This window comes from Enterobacter cloacae complex sp. 309I3 (assembly GCF_050031595.1).
Lineage (GTDB): Bacteria > Pseudomonadota > Gammaproteobacteria > Enterobacterales > Enterobacteriaceae > Enterobacter > Enterobacter cloacae.
In genome coordinates, this window is sequence record NZ_JBLGWI010000001.1 from 4,254,361 (window position 1) to 4,273,687 (window position 19,327).

Here is a 19,327-nt window from a genome sequence, read left to right on the forward strand (position 1 = left end):
CTGTCCCTTAGAAAGCCACTGATACGCGGTAGTAAATCGTGAGGTGATCCGGTGCCAGCCAGTCCGGATACGCCATCGGTGTGCCAACGGTAAACTGGCTTGAATAGCCGCGATGAGCCGTCGTCAGACCAAACGCGGCGCCCCACAGCGTGCCGGAGGCGTAACGGTCAAATCCGTCCTTCTTCAGCCAGCCACCGTCAACTGCTGCCAACAGGCCAACATCCCCCACCCACGGCAGCGTAAAGAGCGAATAATTGAGTTCATTTCGCCAGTAACCGCCGTTATCACCGGAGAGGTACTGCTCTTTGAAGCCGCGCACGGAGGTCTCTCCCCCCAGCGTCAGGCGCTCGCTGCCGTACAGCCGGTCCGGCGACCACTGAAAATAGACGCTGGTCAACCACCACAGCCCGTCAGCAACCGGGCGCTGAAAACTGCCGTTGACGCTCCATTTGCGGAACTCGGCTTTCGGCACATCGCCATGTTTGTCGTTATCATCTTCGGCGCCAAACCACGGCACACCCTGAGTGAAGGTCGGGTTCAGGGTCGCCACGCCGGAGGCAATTTTTTGCGTGTGGTTAAGGCCCAGGGAGAAACTTGAAAGTTTGCGGCTGCTGGTAGCCAGCAGAACATCGTCGAGATAGTTATGGTTGATGCGGTGGGTGATGCCCGCCGACACGCCGGTTTTGATATCGCCATTGCGGAACAGGACCCAGGAGCCATTCAGACGGTGGGTTTCGGTGTCGCCCGTCGAACGCCAGAGCCAGCCGTTATTATTGATGGTGCTGAGGTAGTTGCTCCAGCTGTAGCTGTAGTCCAGCAAGCCGTAGCCGTAAGGCACGCTGACCCCGGCGGCAAAATTCTGAGCATCATGGCTGTTCGAAAAATCGCTGCTGCGCCCGCCGCTGATAAACCACTTATCCGCCAGCCCCAGCAGGTTATTGCCGTACAGCGCGCCATTGAGCTGTCCGGTACCGGTACTCTTTTGCCCGCTGTTATCGAAACTCACTGAACCGCTGAGCGGGAATTCAGGCGAAGCCGTCAGATTGACGATTGAATAGCCCTGCCTGTCACCAGGCAAAATTTCTATTTCAACCGGCGTCTGGCGCACGCGATTAAGCTGCTCCATGCCCTGTTCGATATCGCGCAGGTTAAGAATTTTCCCTTCGAGGCCAGGGAAGGTCATGCTCAGCGTGCGGGTGGGAACCCCTTCAAGCCGGATTTGCTGGAGTTTGCCTTCCAGTACCGCGAGATGCAGTACGCCACCAGAGAGATCCTGCTCGGTTAAAAATGCGCGGCTGGTGATATACCCCCGGATGATATACCAGTCAGAGACGGCGTTGGTCAGGGCGTTGAGACGCGCCATATCAAGACACTGGTTCACCCACGGCGCAACCAGGCGATCTTTGGCTAACGGAGAAAGAAGGGTGGTACCCGTCAGCTCAATGCGCGAGATAACAAAACAGGGACCTTGCGGAGTCGCAGCACTGTCGGGCTGAACAGGACGCGGTAATACCACGCTGCGCTCCAGCTCTTCACGCTGGCGCTGGTTTTCATCCAGCAGCTGCTGCTGTTGCTGCTGAATAGTATTACGGTCGGCCGGAGACAGGGGGGCCGCCTGCGCAGCACCTGCCAGCAAGGCCATGCCAGCCAGCACCTGTAGTATCGACGTTTTCCCTGTCATCACTGCCACTCCTTGCTAAAAGTCCGTTTTCAGACTTGCCTGTCAAAAAACGCGCAACTTATGTCAAAAAGTAAACAGTGTAAATACACACATTTAATTTAAGGTCTCTTTTGCTGCATTTTCAGAATTTAGCGGGTGACACTGCGTAAATCTAAAGAAATCCCCCATCGCGCCGATCATCATCCGTGTGTATTATTTCCTGTAGCGTTTCCAACAACTAACCTTAACTCAAATACTTAAGCGCCAAAGCGAAAGGCATCATGAGCACACCGATCAAACGGCTAGAAATCATTAAAAATGCCATTGAACTGGAAGATGACGATATCATTCAGAGCCAGCTAACCCGGCTGAAAAATGAAGCGTTTGACGATGAGCTACAGGCAATCGTCGTGGCGCTTGAGCAGAAAAACTACACTGCGGCCATCGCCGCGATCGTCGCGTGGCTACAAAGCCAGCGTGCCGTGACGCCATGGCGCGATCCGCAGGTCGCCGCGAGCAAACTGGAACTGAAAGCGCTGGAAGAGCGACTGCGCGATCTGATTGACCGCCGTAACGCGCGCGTACAGCAGCTTGATGAGTTCAACGATCTCTATTTCTCCCGCCTGGGCCCGCTGATGCAGCAGATCCTCGCCCTGCGTAAAACGCTGGCCGAGCTGAACCTGCGCCGCCAGCAGGCTGAGGCGCGTCGTCGCGAGGAAGACTACCGCCGCTGTCAGCGCTACATGGCCCAGGCCGTGGAGGTGCTGGCAACACTCACCCAGCGCTGGCGCGAACTTCCTGCCGATTCCGTACAGGCAGCCGAGGCGCGTAAGCATCTGCAGCAGCAAAGTAACCTGATTGCCAACCTGCTTGCCGAGGCGCTGGAGCTGGAGAGCGGCTTAACGCGTGAGGAAGAGCCTGCGCGTCAGGCGCGTGACGAGGCCAACGAAGAGTACGAGAAATACCGCGAGCAGCATCAGGATGCCGAAGTGCGTCTGCGTAAAGGGAAAGATCTTTCACAGGAGGATCGGGACGAGCTGAAACGGCTCTGGCGGCAGGCGAGCAAGCTGTGTCACCCGGATCTGGTGGCAGACGATTTGAAAGAAGAAGCCAACGCGATGATGGTGCAGCTCAACCAGGCCAAACAGCGTGGAGACGTCAAAACCATTCGTTCTCTGGTGGCGCGCCTGCAGCAGGGCTTCGAGCCGCTGATGGCCAGCGACAGGCTGAACGATCTGGAGCGCATCCGCAAAAAAATGGCTCAGGTTCGCGAGCAGATCGACACCTTAGTGAACGAGCTGGCAGAACTGGAGAAAGAAGAATCCTGGCTGCTGGTGTCGTCGCTCAGCAATATGGAAGCGTACTTCGCGCAGCAGGAAAAAGCGCTGAACGAGGTCCGCGCCTCGCTCGAACATCAGGTGAGCGAAGCGCAGCTCGATTCAGCAGCGTAATTATTTCGCGTGCCAGTACGCGCTGGCACGCACCAGCTGCTGATCGATAGCCTCAGTCTCAAACAGTCGGCTCAGGTTTTTAACCACCTTCCCTTCCCCGGTCAGCCAGATAAAGTAATCTTCCGCCGGAACGTTCAGCGACGCCAGCTGCTCAACCACCGCCTGCTCGCTGTGGCCGATCACCCAGGTGATGTTGAACGCGCTCAGGTGCGCCAGATAACCCTTGTATAATTCATCCCCGACGGTGACCACCGCGTGAATTTCCGGGCGTTTCGGCAAGCTGGCGATGCCTTCCAGGCGGCGACGCAACGCCGGCATCCCGGACTCATCGCACACGTACAGCTGCCAGGCGTAATCCTCCGGTACCACCAGCGAACCGCGCGGGCCACCAATCGTCAGCCTGTCGCCCACTTTCGCCTCTAGCGCCCACTGGCTGGCAACCCCGCCGTCATGCACGAAGAAATCAAGCGCCAGCTCGTGCTTCGCGGCGTCGTACAGCGGTGTGTAATCCCGGCTTTGCGGGCGCACGCCGTCGCCCCAGTCAATGCCCTCGTCGGTGACCACCGGTGGCACAAACGTCGTTCCCGGGGCCGGGAAAAACACTTTGGTGTGATCGTCGAAACCGCGGGAGCTAAAGCCCTCCAGCGCCTCGCCGCCTAAAACTATGCGCTGAAAACCAGCGCTTACGCGCTCAACACGGAGCACGGTCAGTTCACGAAAACGCAGTTCGTTACGCACGCGTTGTGGATAGCGGGTGGTTGCCATGTTAAGACCCTTCTCAGGTGAATACGATATATCTAAATTGATTTTAAATGATAATGATTGCTAATCAGCAAGAATGCAAGATCTTTTAGATTGCATCTGAATATATCTTAGATATAGTTTAGATATATCAATTCACGAGGCACACTATGCGACACGAACATGATGGCGGCGGACGTCGACCACGCTTTTTTGGTCACGGCGATCTGCGGCTGGTGATTCTGGATATTCTGACCCGCAACGCGAGCCACGGTTACGAGCTGATCAAAGAGATTGAGAACCTGACCCAGGGGAACTACACCCCGAGTCCTGGCGTGATTTACCCGACGCTGGATTATCTTCAGGATCAGGCGTTTATCACCATTACGGAAGAAGAGAATGGGCGTAAGCGCATTGCCATCAATGCGGCAGGACAGCAGTGGCTGGAGGAAAACCAGGAACAGCTTGAGCAGATTCAGGCGCGTATCAAAGCCCGCACGGTTGGTTTCCAGCTACGCAAAAACCCGCAGATGAAGCGGGCACTGGATAACTTCAAAGCGGTGTTAGATCTGAAGGTGAATCAGGGAGCGCTCAGCGACGCGCAGCTTAAGCAGATCGTTGGCGTGATCGACCGCGCGGCGCTGGAGATCTCCCAGCTGGATTAAGCCGGTGCGTGCGCGCTCACGCGGAAGACGCGTACCAGCTCTTTCAGGTGCATCGCCTGCTCGTTGAGGGAGGCCGCCGCGGCAACAGACTCCTCCACCAGCGCGGAGTTTTGCTGGGTGGTGGCATCAATCAGGCCAATCGCGCTGTTAATCTGCGAGATCCCCTCTGTCTGCTCGTGGCTGGCCTGGCGGATCTCACGCAGGATCACATCCATCTCTTCCACGTTGCCCACCATGCCATTGATAAGCTCGCTCGCCTTCTCGACCAGATTCATCCCGTCCTGCGTCTGGCTGGTGGAGCTTTCAATCAGCTCACGTATCTCACTGGCTGACGAAGCACTCTTCTGCGCGAGCTGGCGCACTTCACCAGCCACCACCGCAAAGCCACGACCGTGCTCGCCCGCCCGGGCCGCTTCCACCGCCGCGTTCAGCGCCAGAATATTGGTCTGGAAGGCAATGGCATCGATCAGGTCGATGATGTCGGACATCCGGTTCGAGGTCTCGTTAATCAGGCGCATTTTGCTGGTCACCTGCTTCATCATCTCACCGTTGTTTTTGACCACCTTCGCGGCATCTGCCGACAGGTTGGTCGCTTCTCCGGTATGCGAAGCGGTGTTTTTCACCGTCGCGGTGATCTGCTCCATCGAGGCGGCGGTCTGCTCCACAGAGCTGGCCTGCTCTTCCGTGCGCGCAGCCAGATCCTGGTTCCCGGCGACAATCTGCGCGGCGGCGCTGGAGATATTCTCCGAGCCGGTCTGCACCTGCTGCACAATGTCCAGCAGACGTGTTTTCATCTCCATCAGGGCATGCAGCAACAGGCCGGTTTCGTCTTTACCGTGCAAGGTGATACTGCCGGTGAGATCGCCATCCGCAATCGCCGCCGCAAAGTCCACGGCCTGGCCCAGCGGACGGGTAATGGAACGCACGATAAACCAGCCAATCAGGCTGCCTGCCGCCACGCTGAAGAGAGTAATGAGAATGAGCAGCAGACGGTTGCTCCTGAAATCACTTTCCACCTGCACCCCGGCGTTCTGCATCTCAGTGTTCTGAATCGCAATCAGCTGCTGCACTTTGGCTTTATAGGCCTGCTGCAGTTTGAGGGTGTTGGTCATCATCTCCTGAAGCGCACCCGCGCGATCGTGGTTCTGCACCGCCTGCAAAATACGATAGCGCGAGTCCAGATACTGCTGGCGCACGCCGCGTATCTCGCCGAGCACCTGCTGCGATTGCTGATCCTGCAGCACGTTGTTCAGCTCACCGAGGAGCACCGTGATGTGCTCACTAATCTCTTTAAGATGCTGCTGCGACTGCGCCGTGTACGTTCCCTGTTCATCCAGCAGCATGAGCTGCTGAGTGCTAATAAATTCCTGGAAGTTATCGATTAACTGGTTCGCTTTTACCGTGGTTGGATAATCACTGGTAATAATGGATTGCATCCCGTTGTTTGCCCGGTTCAGACTCATTAAAGACAAACTCGCGCTCACCACCATCAGGACAATAAAGAATCCAAACGCCAGAAATAATTTCGTGCCGATTTTTACGTCATGTAAGAACATATTTACTCCATCGATGTGATTATTTCTCAGACGATCACCGTTATCGGTAACGAAACCGCTAACTTTATGACTTTGATCGTTTTTTTATTTCATAACCATCACAATGGATAGGCAGAGGCTATTAATATAGCCGTATCGATCGTTACTCAACCACCAGACGGGGCATTTATGAAATAGCATCGGGGAAAAATGACTTAGGCAGGGATAAATAACTGAGGCACTTTCTTTAGTTATTTAATATAAAATTAACAATAAATCGCAAGAATAATTACAAATGAAGCGACGAAAGCCGTTTACGCCTGGCAGAATAAACGGCTTTTCTGGAACATTACAGACTCAATGGAGAACCGTCACTGCATCCTGAAGACGTCCGGCCCGGTGTTTTACCATCGCGGAGATCTGCGCACTCTCTTCAACCAGATCGGCGTTTTTCTGCGTGATGCTGTCCAGTTCAGCCACCGCGCGGGTTAACTCCGAGAGCCCGGTAGCCTGTTCAGAAGTGGCATGGCTAATCTGCGCGATCAGCTGAGTGACGTTTTTCACCTGCTCAACGATATCATCCATGGTGCGCCCTGCGGCGTGTACCTGCTCGGAGCCGGACTGTACCTTACTGGCGCTGGCATCAATCAGCTTACGGATATCGTTGGCGGCATTAGCGCTGCGGCTGGCAAGATGGCGAACTTCCCCTGCCACCACCGCAAAGCCTTTGCCCTGCTCACCGGCCCGTGCCGCTTCTACCGCCGCATTCAGGGCGAGGATATTGGTCTGGAAGGCAATATCGTTGATCAGGGTGGTAATGGAGCCGATACGCTGTGTACTGTCGGCGATATCGTCCATGGTTTTGACCACCGTCTGCATCGCGTTCCCGCCTTTGGTCGCCGCACTGCTGGCGGCTACGGAGAGCTTATCGACCTCGGTGGCGGTTTCAGAGTTACTCTGAACGGAGGCCGCCATCTGGTTCATCGTCGCCACGGTCTGCTGCACGTTTGCAACGGTCTGACGCGTGCGGTCGTTCAGATCCTCATTACCCTGCGCCAGCTTGTCGCTGCCGTCGCGCACGCTCACCACCTGGCTTGATACGTCATTGATTAGCCAGCGACACATCAGCCCCAGTTGCCCCACCGCGCGAAGGGTCAGGCCCAGTTCGTCGCTGCGGTTCAGGTGCTGCACGCTATTGCGCTCGCCGGTTGCCACCTTCAGCGCCTGTCGCGCCACGTTCTCTACCGGGCGGACAATCTGCTGTTCAAACAACAACGTGCCCAGCAGCATCATTATCGCTGCTGCGGCCAACGACACCCAGCCTGCTGAGGTTGCCACAAGCGTGGCGGCGAGCGCGCCAAAGAGCACCGCCATCACGCCGCGTACCCGCCAGCGCAGCGGCATTGCCGGTAGTTTTCCGAACCAGTCCTGACGCACCACCAGCCCTTTATGGATCCGTTTGGTACAGCGTCCGGCATTCAGGGCCTTATAGAGTGGCTCCACGGTAGCGATCTCTTCTGCCGTCGCTTTGGTGCGAATCGACATATAGCCGGTGACCTTCCCGTGGCGCACCATCGGCACCGCGTTGGCGCGCACCCAGTAGTGATCGCCATTTTTACGGCGGTTTTTGACAATTCCGCTCCACGGCTCGCCCTGTTGCAGGGTGTACCACATATCGGCAAAAGCGGCTTTAGGCATATCAGGATGGCGCACCAGATTATGCGGCTGACCCATCAGCTCATTAAGCTGATAGCCACTCACCTGAACAAAGGTGTCGTTAGCATGAGTCAGATAGCTGTGGACGTCTGTGGTAGACATTAAGGTGGTGTCATCGTCCAGAAGATATTCATTCTGGGTGACATAGGTTGGAGAGGACATCGTGAGCATCCCTTGCAGGTTATTTGAATGTTAATTTTGTGGTTTATTGTTTTTTCGGCGGTAAACAATTTATCTTTAGTTGTTAAACTTGATGGAGATCGCAGATTTCACTTAAACCGCACTTTTTGTAAGATTTTATAATTGATTGATTTTAAATACTTTCACAATGAAATTACCTGCAAAGGATGATCTGTTAACGCCCACTTAAGTCGCACCGCCTGCACCCCCCTGGTGCAATTGACCCCATCCACGTCTTCCTGCCCCCGTTTTCCGTACCGCTAAATCCCGTCTGGAAAACATCGGCATGATTAAATATTGCGCAACATTATTTTAACCTGGCGTTTATCCCGATTTTCGTTAAGTCCGCTGAAGTGGCGTAATCCCTGCAATACTTAACGCAGTATCATGTGATACGCGATCCCCGGGAGCATATTTTGAACAGGTTACCTTCCAGCGCCTCGGCTCTTGCCTGTACCGCGCACGCACTGAATCTCATTGAGAAGCGAACGCTTGATCATGAGGAGATGAAACAACTTAACCGAGAGGTCATCGATTACTTTAAAGAGCACGTCAATCCAGGTTTTCTGGAGTATCGCAAATCTGTTACCGCCGGCGGGGATTACGGAGCCGTAGAGTGGCAAGCGGGAAGTCTGAATACGCTTGTCGACACCCAGGGACAGGAGTTTATTGATTGCCTGGGTGGTTTTGGCATTTTCAACGTGGGGCACCGTAATCCAGTAGTGGTTTCCGCCGTACAGAATCAACTCGCGAAACAACCTCTCCATAGCCAGGAACTGCTCGACCCGCTTCGCGCCATGCTCGCGAAAACGCTGGCAGCCTTAACGCCCGGCAAACTGAAATACAGCTTCTTCAGCAACAGCGGCACGGAATCGGTCGAAGCGGCGCTTAAGCTCGCCAAAGCGTACCAGTCGCCGCGCGGGAAATTCACTTTTGTCGCCACCAGCGGCGCATTCCATGGTAAATCCCTGGGCGCCCTGTCTGCGACCGCCAAATCCACCTTCCGCAAACCGTTTATGCCGCTGCTGCCGGGCTTCCGCCACGTGCCGTTCGGCGACATTAATGCCATGCGCACCGTGCTCAGCGAATGCCGTAAAACCGGCGATGACGTAGCCGCGGTGATCCTGGAGCCAATTCAGGGCGAAGGCGGCGTGATCCTGCCTCCACAGGGCTATCTGCCTGCCGTACGTCAGCTGTGCGATGAGTTTGGCGCGCTGCTGATCTTCGACGAAGTGCAGACCGGCATGGGGCGTACCGGCAAAATGTTCGCCTGCGAGCATGAGAACGTTCAGCCGGACATTTTGTGTCTGGCTAAAGCGCTTGGCGGCGGCGTAATGCCGATTGGTGCGACGGTTGCTACCGAAGAGGTCTTCTCGGTGCTGTTCGACAACCCGTTCCTGCATACCACCACCTTTGGCGGTAACCCGCTGGCCTGTGCGGCCGCGCTGGCCACCATCAACGTGCTGCTGGAGCAAAACCTGCCTGCGCAGGCGGAGCAGAAAGGCGACATGCTGCTGGACGGTTTCCGTCAGCTGGGACGTGAATACCCGGATCTGATCCAGGAGGCACGAGGTAAAGGGATGCTGATGGCCATTGAGTTTGTTGATAACGAAATCGGCTATAGCTTCGCGAGCGAGATGTTCCGCCAGCGGGTGCTGGTGGCCGGCACGCTCAACAATTCCAAAACCATCCGCATTGAGCCACCGCTGACGCTGACCATTGAGCAGTGTGAGCAGGTACTGAAGGCGGCACGTAAAGCGCTGGCGGCACTGCGCGTGAGTGTGGAAGAGGCGTAAAAAAACGCCGGGTGGCGCTGCGCTTACCCGGCCTACAACACCAGCCCGGTAAGCGTTGCGCCACCGGCTGCTTTTTATCGGTGAAACTCCGCCACCGTCATGGTAAAGCGCAGCACCTTTTTTCCCTCATTGGCATAGCCGTGCGCGGCTTCCGTTTTCGCCACCGCCGATGCTCCGGCAGCAACCTGCGTAACCGTCTCGTCCACCGTCAGGGTTAATATGCCTTCGTTCACGTGCAGCAGCTCAAAGGTGCCCGCCGGATGCCCCGAAGAGGTAAAACGCTCTCCCGGCTGCATCTCCCACTGCCATAGCTCAATCATATCCGGGCCCGCGGTTCCTGCCAGCAGTCTGGCGCGTCCGCCCTTTTCCCCCTGCCACAGCACCGGGATCGCGGCTTCTTCGATAACGTGCACCAGCGGCTCGCTGGAGACGTTAACGATATCCGCCACTGAGATACCGAGCGCGGCAGCCAGCTTGCACAAAATGGCGATGCTGGGGTTGGCTGCGCCCTTTTCGATCTCCACCAGCATGCCTTTGCTGACGCTGGCACGCCGCGAGAGCTCATCCAGCGACAGTTTTTTCTCTTTACGCCAGTTGCGTATGCGGTTCGCTACGGCCAGGCTTACCTGGGTGATATCGGCACCCTGCCCAGTCATTATATTGACTTTTTCAGTCATTGGTCACTACCATGGTATAAAACAGTCAATACAGGATTATTTATGTCTCTCGTTACGCCGTCAATAGACCCGCGCCTTGCCGCAATTGCCCCGGGCTTTCGGGCGCTGAGCATTCTGGTTGAAGCTGCGCCGATTACCCACCCGGAAGTCGCTCCGGCCGTGCTCACGCAAGCCTGCCAGCAGATGCTTAATGATGATGTGCCGTGGGCTGACGCGCACCTTTCCGGCTGGGATGAGGTATTTAAGGCCTTCGGCGCAAAACCGAAACGTACGCCCTGCTCGGCATCCGCCTTACGTAAGCGGGTCTTAAAAGACGGCTCGCTGCCACCGCTCGATCCGGTGGTGGATATCTACAACGCGGTGAGCATTCGCTACGCCATCCCGGTTGGTGGAGAAAATCTTGCGACTTATTCAGGCGCGCCGCGCCTGACGCTGGCGGACGGCAGCGAGCCGTTTGATACCTTCAAAGAGGGGCAGCCGGTGGTGGAATACCCGGAGCTGGGCGAGGTTATCTGGCGCGACGACCTCGGTGTTACCTGCCGTCGCTGGAACTGGCGCCAGGGTATACGGACGCGTCTTGACAGTCAGGCGCAAACCATGTGGTTTATTCTGGAAAGTCTGCCGTCAATGCCGCTTACGGCACTGGAAGAAGCCGGAGCGGATCTGATTGATAACCTGCAACGTCTGATGCCGGGTGCAGTGGTGCACAGGCAGTTACTGACCCTGTAAGAGGATAAAAAATGTTTAGTGGAGTCAGCGCATTTCCGTTAACGCCCCTGAAAAACGGCACGTTTGATGAGCAGGCCTTTACGCATCTGCTCTCTCCCGTGGTTGAGGCAGGCGTCGATTCACTGGGCATTCTTGGCTCGACCGGGAGCTATGCCTATCTGACCGTTGAAGAGCGTGCCCGGGTGACACGCTGTGCGGTGGAACATGCCGGTAACATACCGGTTATCGTCAGCATCGGCGCAATGCGGCTGGACGATATTCTGCGTCTGGCTGACGACGCGCAAACGGCCGGAGTCTCCGGCGTGCTGATGGCACCCGTGTCGTACCAGCGATTAACGGATGAGGAAGTATTCAAGCTCTATGAAACGGTGACCCGCCAGCTCTCCGTACCGCTGTGCATTTACGATAACCCTGCCACGACCGGTTTTGCGTTTAGCAATGAATTGCTGTTTGCCGTCGCGTCTCTGCCAAATGTGGGCTCCATCAAGCTTGGCCGCGTGCCGGAGGACCTGTCGCAGGTACGTGCCCGGCTTCCTGATACGGTCACACTGGGTATCGCCGGTGACTGGCGGGCAGCCTCAGCCCTGCAGGCCGGGTTTGACGTCTGGTATTCGGTTCTCGCGGGGTTGTTCCCAAAAGCGGCGCTGGCGATAGCGCGTTCGGGGAAAAGTACAGAGTCAGAACGGTTAGAGCCGCTATGGGATCTGTTCCGTCGTTACGGTAGCGTAAGGGTCATCGCGGCAGCGGCGGAAATAAGGGGAAAAGTGGCAACACCCGGCTTGCCGTTCCCGTTGCAGGCAATTCGGGGAGAGCCGCGCGAGGCGCTTTCAGCGATCCTTGCGAAATTGGAACTGGCCTGAAAAACGCCGGGTGGTGCTGCGCTTACCCGGCCACACCGCATCATTCATAAAGTAATCATTCTCAGGAATGGTTGAGAAAGCAACGTCCCCGCCCTCGCAGTTTGTCCCTCTGTCTACGTGTAATTATCCCGGTAAAAATACGTCTTCTCGACTCTTAATAGAAATCAGAAGATTGAATAATAGTAGCGCTAAAATTATAATGCTTAGATTCATTTGCGAGGACGTTTAAGCTATGCAGTACCTACTTGACGGGATAGTGCATTATAATGATGAATCGCGCATTTTAACCGATAATAAACGCGAAGTTGAGCTTTCACTGGCGACGTCGCGATTATTAAATGCACTTATTGACGCCAATAATTCTCAGGTCAGCCGTACTGAACTCCTTGAAAAAGTCTGGGAAGAATATGGTCTGGTTGCTTCTGATAACAACCTGAACCGAAACATATCTCTGTTGCGAAAAGCATTTCTTGAATTCTCGCTTGAAGACAAAATCGAAACAATACCAAAGCAAGGATTTGTACTGCACTGTCAGTGTACTCGTGTTAGTACTACACGTAGTAGCACGTACGAAAAATTTAAAAAAATCTGTTCCTCCCACAAAGGTTTTTACATTAGCACAATAGCATTAACCGTTTTAATGGTGAGCACCATCACTGCCTTTTATTTGTACCATTTAAACGATAGCACTATGCATAAATATAAGTCAGTCGGATTATGCGATGTCTATACTGACGAAAATGGCGTCAAACAAGAGAATATTGACTCATTTTTTAATACAAATTTAGGGCAAAGAATCGCATTAAAATGCCAGCAATATCCCAAAAATATCTATTTTGATGACAACAGAGCGCCTTTAAAAAGCAAGGTGTACTCAACTCACATTGCCCTGTGTGGCAAACAAAATACAGGGAAAGGACATGAATGCGAAAACTTCGTCAATATTAACAACAATTAATATTGTTTTATGCCTGTTGATGCTTCCCTTGCTTGCAATGGGAATATACAAGCTTGTTGGTGTTTATGATTACCTACCGATGAACTGTATGTCGACGGTACATATCAACTATGAAGATTCAAATAATGTCCAGCAAGGGATTAATGGAAATATCAAAATTGTTTTCCACATTACCAACGATGGTCTCGTCACGGTCAGCGAATACGGCACGTTGAACTATTATGGTAAAGAGTATCTTGTCGATCGTACAGGAAACATGACCATTGACACAGACGTGCAAAACGGATTCCATAAAGTTACGAAAGGTAAATTTCTTGCTAATCCGCAGGATAATGCACCTTCTGTGCTGGTTGAGAAACTCACCTCAAGCCAGCCTGTCCTGCACTATAAGATCCAGAAGCTTGACACCAAAACCTGGCGAATAAGCGATTTGCAGCGTGCCATATTTATTTGCCGAAAATGAGTTTATTGACGCAAGCACATGGCTCATTGTGCTAATGTTATGAATGCAAGACAGATGTATAGATTGTTAAATCAAAAAATAAAACTCGCACTTAACTCTTAACAAAAATCCAACCAGAAAGCAATTGGAGCAACCATACGTTCATCTAAACAAACACTCTACACGCCAAAAAAGCAGAATAAAAACCTTCTTAAATGTGATTTTTCTTGATTTAATTCTACTTCCTCTGTTTTTCTCATACTCTTCCCTTCACTTCTTTTATTCTGCATTTTTTTATTTTGTATTTCTAATATCCCTCATAAAAGAATTGTTTGAATTTATTTCGAAAGTATTATTTAGCCAACTTTTGGTGACGATGCTTTTATCTGTAAAGCATAGAAATCCATTTCATAAAATGTCAAAAACCCTAACAGGCGAAGCAACAAAGTGAGAGGAAGATATGCGCGTGTTAATATTAGATCCTAACATTATAAATCAGCATTATTTGAAAACCCAAATTGAAGAGGCAGGTATTTTAACTGATGTATCTTCGAGTATTGAGGAAGTGGAAATGTTTATGTTTTCAAATAAAGCTGAACTCCTGATTATGGCATCTGAAACGCTTTCCACTACTGAGTTACAGGCGATTCGTAAGTGGCGACGCGAAGGGCGCACTATCCGCATCATGATCCTTAACAGCAGCAACGATATTGAACATAAGGTGAAAGCGTTTGAAAGCGGTGCTGACGATTATGTTGTCAAGTCTAGTCATATTGAAGAGATTATCATCAGAATTTGGGTTTTAGTACGCCGGAATTATCTCACCCCTTCCAGCCGTATTACTGCAGGTAATTTAGAGCTCGACTTAAACAGCAAGGTACTCTTCATCAACAAGCAAAAAATTCGACTGACCCGTTTTGAATTTGAAATTATGAAGCTACTGGTGAAGAACAAAGGTAAGGCGCTGAGCAAACGTAAAATCATGAAACATCTCTACCACGACTGGATGGGTAAAGAAAACAATACCGTCGAGGTGCTTATTGGTCGTCTGAGAAAGAAACTGGCACCCTACAACAGCGGGCAAATCAGAAATCAAAGAGAAGAGGGTTATTATTACGATCTAAACGGTGCGATCTGAGTTACACCCAGCCCCTGTGCTGCCTTGATGGCATAAAAATTAACTTCATTTAAGTACGGTATATTTAACGCTTTTAAACTCACACTTCATCAATCACAGCTTCATTGTTAAGAAAATTATATGAACAAATCTACGACCAATACGCTATCGCTTTGGTCTTTAACGACGCTTGTCGTCGGAGCGATGATCGGAGCGGGTATATTTTCATTACCTGCTGCATTCGGACGAGCAACCGGTGGGCTTGGTGCAATTATTGCCTGGGTGATTGCCGGTGGCGGTATGCTGATGCTGGCATTTGTATTCCAGAACCTTGCGCAAAGAAAGCCTGAACTCAATGCGGGCGTCTTTAGCTACGCTAAAGCCGGTTTCGGCGAATATCCGGGCTTCATTTCGGCACTCGGTTTCTGGGCGGGTACATGTATCGGCAACGTATCCTATTTTATTTTAATTAAATCAACATTAGGCGCTTTTTTCCCTGCATTTGGCGAAGGTAATACGCTGCTGGCAATCGCTGTCTCATCAGTTGTTTTATGGTCTTTTCATCTCCTGGTATTGCGGGGTATTAAAGAAGCGGCCTTTATCAATACCCTGGCCACCTGTGCCAAGATCATCCCTATTTTTGTATTTATCGCCATTCTGATAATGGCATTCAAAAAAGAGATGTTTATGCTTAATTTCTGGGGCGGGGCCGCCGGAGAGCCACCTCTCTTCAGATCAATCTTTTCCCAGGTCAGAAGCACCATGTTGGTGACCGTATTCGTATTCCTTGGAATCGAAGGGGCAAGTATTTACTCGCGTTATGCAACTAACCGGAAAGACGTTGGCCTGGCGACCGTATTCGGCTTCATCGGGGTGCTGTGCTTACTGATGTTAGTCACCATGCTTTCTTATGGCGTTATGCCCCAGGCCGAGCTGGGAGCCTTACGGCAACCCTCAATGGCCGGTGTTCTCGAAAGCATAGTGGGACGCTGGGGTATGATTTTCATCAGCGTGGGGTTAATTATCTCTGTCCTCGGAGCCTATCTTTCCTGGTCATTGCTCGCCGCTGAGGTTATTTATTCCGCGGCGTTGAAAAAGAGCATGCCTGCCGTTTTTGCACGCGAGAATCGCTGGCGCGTTCCCTCTTCAGCCGTATGGTTGACGAATATCGCGATACAGCTGTTCTTAATTATCACTTTTTTCAGCGATTACGCATTCCTGTTAGCCCTTGAGCTAACCAGCGCGATGACGCTTATCCCCTATCTTCTGGTTGCCGCGTATAGCCTGAAGCTGGTTATTACACGAGAAACCTACGAACAGTGCACAAAGGGATATTATAAAGACCTGGTGATCTCTGTCATTGCCACTGCCTATGCCTTTTTGATGATTTATGCCGGCGGATTAACGTATGTGCTGCTGTCCGCCGTTATTTATGCGCCTGGCACACTGCTTTATTACATTGCTAAGCGTGAGCAAAACAAAAAAATATTCTCTGGTACGGAACGAATATTATTTACCGCCATCGTGCTCGCGGCTTTGGCCTGTATTTATGGAATTATAAACGGAAATATTACCATTTAATTACTCTCTTAAGGAGATACTATGCAAGATATACCACTGGGTGTTCACTCCGAGGTCGGCCAGTTACGCAAAGTGATGGTATGCGCCCCTGGGTTAGCACATAGCCGTCTTACGCCGGGCAATTGCGACCGACTGTTATTTGATGATGTCATGTGGGTAGAGCGTGCCCGTCAGGATCATCTCGATTTTATTAACAAAATGCGCGGATGCGGTGTTGACGTTGTTGAGATGCATGATCTGCTCTCCGAAACGCTGGCTAACCGTCAGGCACGCAACTGGCTCATCGAACAGCAGATTACTGCTGATGAAATCCCGTTGGGTTTGCTTAATGAAACACGCTCGTTCCTGGATTCGTTACCCGCAGATCGGCTGGCTGAGTTTATGATCGGCGGGCTTTCAACCTATGATTTGCTGAACAGACACAGGGGCGATAAAGAAGAACTTGAACTCGTCGGAAGAGCGACAGGGCTGCGTGAATATTTGCTCCCGCCGTTGCCGAATACGCTTTATACGCGAGATACCACCAGCTGGATTTATAACGGGGTTACGCTTAATCCCCTTTACTGGCAGGCTCGCCGTGAAGAAACGTTACTGACCACTGCTATCTATAAGTTCCATCCGGACTTCACCCGTCAGACGATCAATACATGGTGGGGAGATCCAACGCGTTATCACGGATCCGCCACCCTTGAAGGCGGCGATGTTATGCCTATTGGCAACAAGACCGTTTTAATCGGTATGAGCGAACGAACGTCCTATCAGGCCATTGCCCAGCTTGCATCTGCCCTGTTTTCGAACCCGTTTAGCCATGTCGAGCGCGTTATTATTGCCGCGATGCCGAAGCTCAGAGCGGCGATGCACCTGGATACCGTATTCACCTTTTGTGACAGAGATTTAGTGACGCTATATCCCGCCATTGTTGATCAAATCGAAGTCTTTTCACTGATTAAGGACGACTCCCCAGGCGGAATGCGTCTGGAGCATTATTCAGAGCCGTTAACAGAGGTGGTAGCCAGGGCACTCAATTTACGCTCGCTCAGGGTCGTTGAAACCGAAGGCAATGTTTACGACACCGAGCGTCAGCAATGGGATAGCGGAAATAACGTGGTCGCCATGTCTCCAGGTGTCGTTATCGCCTATGACCGCAATACCAAAACAAACGACCGTTTGCGTAAAGAAGGCGTTGAGGTCATTGAAATTGTTGGGAGTGAATTAGGGCGTGGACGCGGTGGCGGCCACTGTATGACATGTCCATTAATTCGTGATGCCGTTGATTACTCATAAGGAAGAGAGATGTTTACACGTTCTGTTTTAATGTTGGCCGGTTTGCTGGCATTGGCTGGCTGTATTGAAAAACCCGTTGGTTCTGCCCATCATGCAAGTGCTGCGCTTTCCGGTCAGGTGATGGCACTGTCGCACGGCACAATCACAGGGGTGAGATACATAACAATCCAAAACGACACCGGAAGCAGCGCTGCCGGTACAGTCGGGGGCGCGTTGATTGGCGGTGCTGCCGGTAATGCTATTGGTGGCGGAAGCGGCCGTCTGCTGGCGACGGCTGGCGGTACCGTTGCTGGCGCGATGGCAGGACAGTCGATACAACGAGGAATGGCGCGACATAATGCGGCTGAACTCTTTATTCGTCCTGATAACGGGCAAGAGTTCGTCACCGTGCAGCCTGCCCGTGAAGGTGAATTTGTCGTAGGGCAACGTGTAAATATTACCTCGCATCGCGGTCAGGTAACGATCTCTCCAGCTCGATAACGCGCTTTATCATATCTGCCACAACAGGATGATTGTCCTTTTCATTAAGGATGAAATTTTTTTGTGGCAGGTTTTTATCTTTTATTTATTCCATGTGACCATTTATATCCTTAAGAGGGCATCATTGTGACGACTCATCTATTACAATTTTGGAATATGGCAGCCACCCTGTTTTCCATATTCTTTTTTATTGCGTATCTGTTTGTTATTTTCCAGATCGTTACTGATTTATTCCGTGACAATACACTCAACGGCTTCTTTAAATCGCTTTGGATAATGCTGTTACTTTTCATCCCGCTGATCACCTCTGTTTTTTATCTCATTCTGAGAGGTAAGGGAATGGCCAAAAGACAACGTGCTTACAGACTGGATGCGAATGCCGTAGCACAATATAGTCTTTGTAAATCACCAGCGGAACAAATATCAGACGCCAAAAAACTATTAGACCAGGACGTTATTAGCCAGGAGGAGTTCGAACTCCTTAAAAAGAAAGCCATAAATTAAATCACAATGACTAAGGATGGCGTAATATCCAACCTTAGTCATTTCGTTTTAGAAAATCAGTCATCTCTGGCGCTATTAACAATTCGTCTCATGTTTTGTTAATGCGCTGGCCTATTTATTATTTTTAACTACTTTTATCCACTGGAGTGTTCGCAATGAAAAGCACTACCCCCTGGCAGCCCTGTAAGGAAAAAATCGACTTTATCGGCGGCTTTTATCATTTATTTTTGTTGATTTGCTCTGTTTTACTCTGGAGCGGGTTACTTCTTTTTGCCACACGTGCCTATGGCCAGACTCATGCTGATGAAAATGCAGCAAGCTGGGGCAGCAGGATTGTTTCCGATATTACGCAAACCTGGACAGATTATGATAGCCACGATATTTATCTTCCTTTTATCAGCTGGCATAACCGGTTCATGTACGATAAAGAAAAGACCGATCGCTATAATGAAATGCCCTGGGGTGCCGGAGTGGGGGTTTCTCGTCATCACAGCAATGGCAACTGGAGTGCACTGTATGGAATGGTGTTTAAAGACTCACATAATGAGTGGCAACCGGTCACCGGCTATGCATGGGAGAAAGGATGGCATCCAGGCCAACAAAAAGATTTCAGGTTGGGATTAGGGGTGACCGCCGGGATAACGGCGCGTAAAGATATGGGCAACTACATTCCCTTACCGATTATATTCCCGCTTTTTTCAGCGAGTTATAAAAATGTGAATGTCCAGTTCACCTATATTCCTGGCACCTATAATAACGGAAACGTACTCTTCGGGTGGTTACGTTACAACCTGTAGCAGGGCTCAGCCCTGCATTACACTCTCGGTCTTTTTACTATCAGCGCAGGAAAGGAAATGTTTTAAGAGAAAAAGGAAGAAGAGTATCTGGATAAAAAGGAGGGTAAAGAAAATGACTGGATTATATGCAACGACTCACCGCGAGCGTAGGGCT

General features: G+C 51.7%; 18 protein-coding genes. 13 read left to right on the forward strand and 5 right to left on the reverse strand.

Annotation, left to right across the window (positions count from 1 at the left end):
• Nucleotides 1-7: 7 nt before the first annotated feature.
• Nucleotides 8-1,681 (reverse strand): ShlB/FhaC/HecB family hemolysin secretion/activation protein, encoded by a 1,674-nt coding sequence (locus tag ACQG22_RS20335; RefSeq protein ID WP_129251581.1) that lies wholly within the window; start codon nt 1,679-1,681, stop codon nt 8-10.
• A 260-nt stretch (nt 1,682-1,941) separates the two neighbouring features.
• Between ACQG22_RS20335 and ACQG22_RS20340 the strand changes: the two genes are divergently transcribed.
• Entirely contained in the window at nt 1,942-3,111 is a 1,170-nt protein-coding gene (locus ACQG22_RS20340; protein WP_045293638.1) for a DNA repair protein, read from the forward strand.
• Here ACQG22_RS20340 and ACQG22_RS20345 read toward each other — a convergent pair whose 3' ends face one another.
• The gene (locus tag ACQG22_RS20345; RefSeq protein ID WP_251998761.1) at nt 3,112-3,876 is read right to left on the reverse strand and encodes a siderophore-interacting protein; all 765 of its coding nucleotides are present in this window, start codon (nt 3,874-3,876) and stop codon (nt 3,112-3,114) included.
• 146 nt (nt 3,877-4,022) lie between these two features.
• Between ACQG22_RS20345 and ACQG22_RS20350 the strand changes: the two genes are divergently transcribed.
• Nucleotides 4,023-4,517, forward strand: coding sequence for a PadR family transcriptional regulator (locus ACQG22_RS20350; protein WP_148791225.1), 495 nt, complete (start codon nt 4,023-4,025; stop codon nt 4,515-4,517).
• Here ACQG22_RS20350 and ACQG22_RS20355 read toward each other — a convergent pair.
• Nucleotides 4,514-6,073, reverse strand: coding sequence for a methyl-accepting chemotaxis protein (locus ACQG22_RS20355; RefSeq protein WP_251998760.1), 1,560 nt, complete (start codon nt 6,071-6,073; stop codon nt 4,514-4,516). The genes ACQG22_RS20350 and ACQG22_RS20355 overlap by 4 nt on opposite strands.
• A 336-nt stretch (nt 6,074-6,409) precedes the next feature.
• Entirely contained in the window at nt 6,410-7,930 is a 1,521-nt protein-coding gene (locus tag ACQG22_RS20360) for a methyl-accepting chemotaxis protein (protein WP_058661852.1), read from the reverse strand.
• Between the two features lie 434 nt (nt 7,931-8,364).
• On the opposite strand from ACQG22_RS20360, the gene ygjG reads away from it, so the two are divergent.
• Complete coding sequence (ygjG, locus tag ACQG22_RS20365) at nt 8,365-9,744, forward strand: putrescine aminotransferase (protein ID WP_013098827.1); 1,380 nt, start codon at nt 8,365-8,367, stop codon at nt 9,742-9,744.
• Nucleotides 9,745-9,818: 74 nt separating this feature from the next.
• Here the strand turns inward: ygjG and ACQG22_RS20370 are convergent, their stop codons facing one another.
• Nucleotides 9,819-10,421, reverse strand: a complete 603-nt coding sequence (locus ACQG22_RS20370) for a helix-turn-helix domain-containing protein (RefSeq protein WP_058684332.1) — start codon at nt 10,419-10,421, stop codon at nt 9,819-9,821.
• Between the two features lie 42 nt (nt 10,422-10,463).
• Between ACQG22_RS20370 and ACQG22_RS20375 the strand changes: the two genes are divergently transcribed.
• The 10 genes from ACQG22_RS20375 to pagP all read left to right on the forward strand — a co-directional run bounded on the left by ACQG22_RS20375 (nt 10,464) and on the right by pagP (nt 19,173).
• Nucleotides 10,464-11,150, forward strand: a complete 687-nt coding sequence (locus tag ACQG22_RS20375; protein ID WP_369706773.1) for a B3/B4 domain-containing protein — start codon at nt 10,464-10,466, stop codon at nt 11,148-11,150.
• An 11-nt stretch (nt 11,151-11,161) separates the two neighbouring features.
• Nucleotides 11,162-12,010 (forward strand): dihydrodipicolinate synthase family protein, encoded by an 849-nt coding sequence (locus ACQG22_RS20380; RefSeq protein WP_369706774.1) that lies wholly within the window; start codon nt 11,162-11,164, stop codon nt 12,008-12,010.
• A gap of 232 nt (nt 12,011-12,242) precedes the next feature.
• Nucleotides 12,243-12,968, forward strand: coding sequence for a winged helix-turn-helix domain-containing protein (locus ACQG22_RS20385; RefSeq protein ID WP_369706775.1), 726 nt, complete (start codon nt 12,243-12,245; stop codon nt 12,966-12,968).
• On the forward strand, nt 12,931-13,431 hold the full coding sequence (locus tag ACQG22_RS20390) for a hypothetical protein (protein ID WP_038985752.1): 501 nt from the start codon (nt 12,931-12,933) through the stop codon (nt 13,429-13,431). Before ACQG22_RS20385 ends, ACQG22_RS20390 begins: the two co-directional genes overlap by 38 nt.
• 439 nt (nt 13,432-13,870) lie before the next feature.
• Complete coding sequence (locus tag ACQG22_RS20395; protein WP_038420666.1) at nt 13,871-14,548, forward strand: winged helix-turn-helix domain-containing protein; 678 nt, start codon at nt 13,871-13,873, stop codon at nt 14,546-14,548.
• Nucleotides 14,549-14,668: 120 nt separating this feature from the next.
• Nucleotides 14,669-16,108 (forward strand): basic amino acid/polyamine antiporter, encoded by a 1,440-nt coding sequence (locus tag ACQG22_RS20400; protein WP_038985754.1) that lies wholly within the window; start codon nt 14,669-14,671, stop codon nt 16,106-16,108.
• A 21-nt stretch (nt 16,109-16,129) separates the two neighbouring features.
• Entirely contained in the window at nt 16,130-17,392 is a 1,263-nt protein-coding gene (locus ACQG22_RS20405) for an arginine deiminase (RefSeq protein WP_045293622.1), read from the forward strand.
• Between the two features lie 9 nt (nt 17,393-17,401).
• Complete coding sequence (locus ACQG22_RS20410) at nt 17,402-17,872, forward strand: glycine zipper 2TM domain-containing protein (RefSeq protein ID WP_369706776.1); 471 nt, start codon at nt 17,402-17,404, stop codon at nt 17,870-17,872.
• 126 nt (nt 17,873-17,998) lie between these two features.
• Nucleotides 17,999-18,376 carry a zinc metalloprotease HtpX family protein gene (locus ACQG22_RS20415; RefSeq protein WP_369706777.1) on the forward strand — a complete coding sequence of 126 codons (378 nt, stop codon included), beginning with the start codon at nt 17,999-18,001 and terminating at the stop codon, nt 18,374-18,376.
• 155 nt (nt 18,377-18,531) lie between these two features.
• Entirely contained in the window at nt 18,532-19,173 is a 642-nt protein-coding gene (gene pagP / locus ACQG22_RS20420) for a lipid IV(A) palmitoyltransferase PagP (protein WP_013098837.1), read from the forward strand.
• Nucleotides 19,174-19,327 lie beyond the last annotated feature (154 nt).